The sequence below is a fragment of the Phormidesmis priestleyi ULC007 genome (genome assembly GCF_001895925.1).
Taxonomy (GTDB): Bacteria; Cyanobacteriota; Cyanobacteriia; order Leptolyngbyales; family Leptolyngbyaceae; genus Phormidesmis_A; species Phormidesmis_A priestleyi_A.
This window is the reverse complement of sequence record NZ_MPPI01000116.1, coordinates 1-1,026: the sequence shown is the minus strand read 5'-3', so window position 1 is coordinate 1,026 and position 1,026 is coordinate 1. Positions and strand designations below refer to the sequence as shown.

Here is a 1,026-nt window from a genome sequence, read left to right as displayed (position 1 = left end):
AGAGGGTGTTTTAAAAGTCAGGTGAAGCGTAAAAAAGCTCTCCGGTAATACGCTGTAAATACAACAACTACAGCACCGAGAGAGCAACATGAGTAAATCCTATCCCAGCAATCTGACCCTCGCTGAATATGAATTACTGAGCGACCTGTTGCCAGAGGCAAAATCAGGTGGGCGACCACGAGAAGTTGATTTATGGGAGGTACTCAATGCAATTTTCTACATCTTAGTGGAAGGGGTACGCTGGCGAGCATTACCCGGCGATTTCCCCGCTTGGCAGACGGTGTATACCTACTTTCGTAATTGGCGTAAAGATGGAACATGGGTCAATATTCATGACCGCTTGTACCGTTGTACTCGCATCGAACAAGGGCGGCAACCGAGTCCATCGGAAGCCGTGCTCGATAGTCAAAGTGTGAAAAGTGCAGCGGGAGTGCATGAAGCGGTGGGTTTCGACGCAGGCAAACAGATTAAAGGACGCAAGCGATTTACCACCGTAGACACGCTCGGCTTGGTCTTGCGCGTGTTTGTCGCAGCAGCTAGTACTGGAGAACGCGAAGGCGGCAAACAAGTCCTCCAACGGGTGCGGCAGCGAGATAAAGCGGTGTCTCGTCTCCATACGATTTGGGTCGATGGCGGCTTCGATGGCTTTCCATTCATGCAGTGGGTGATCAGCGTCTGTCATTGGATTGTCCAGGTCGTGCTGCGCCCGGAACAGACGCAAGGCTTTGTCCTGCTCAAGAAGCGTTGGGTCGTCGAACGTACTTTTGGCTGGCTGATGCACTGCCGTCGCTTAGTTCGCGACTATGAGTTATTGCCAGAAACATCAGAGACCTTTATCTATCTGGCAATGATTCGGATTATGGTCAAGCGCTTGGCGTAAAATTTGACCCGCTACAACTTTTAAAACACCCTCTAAGGTGGCAATAAAGCGCTCGAGAAGATGCTGATTGAGCGCCCGTCGCTTCACCGTTGCCATCGAGAACGGAATCGGTGCTTGCGCCAGATGCGGTGGATTGGTCTCAACTT

2 protein-coding genes are annotated in these 1,026 nt (G+C 51.2%); one reads left to right on the top strand and one right to left on the bottom strand.

Features of this window, described 5'->3' with window-relative positions; genetic code table 11:
• Positions 1–88: 88 nt before the first annotated feature.
• Positions 89–880 carry an IS5 family transposase gene (locus tag BRW63_RS27065; protein WP_073075391.1) on the top strand — a complete coding sequence of 264 codons (792 nt, stop codon included), beginning with the start codon at positions 89–91 and terminating at the stop codon, positions 878–880.
• Here BRW63_RS27065 and BRW63_RS29370 read toward each other — a convergent pair.
• A partial coding sequence (locus tag BRW63_RS29370; protein ID WP_143162140.1) for a hypothetical protein occupies positions 824–1,026 on the bottom strand: 203 nt, incomplete at its 5' end. The genes BRW63_RS27065 and BRW63_RS29370 overlap by 57 nt on opposite strands.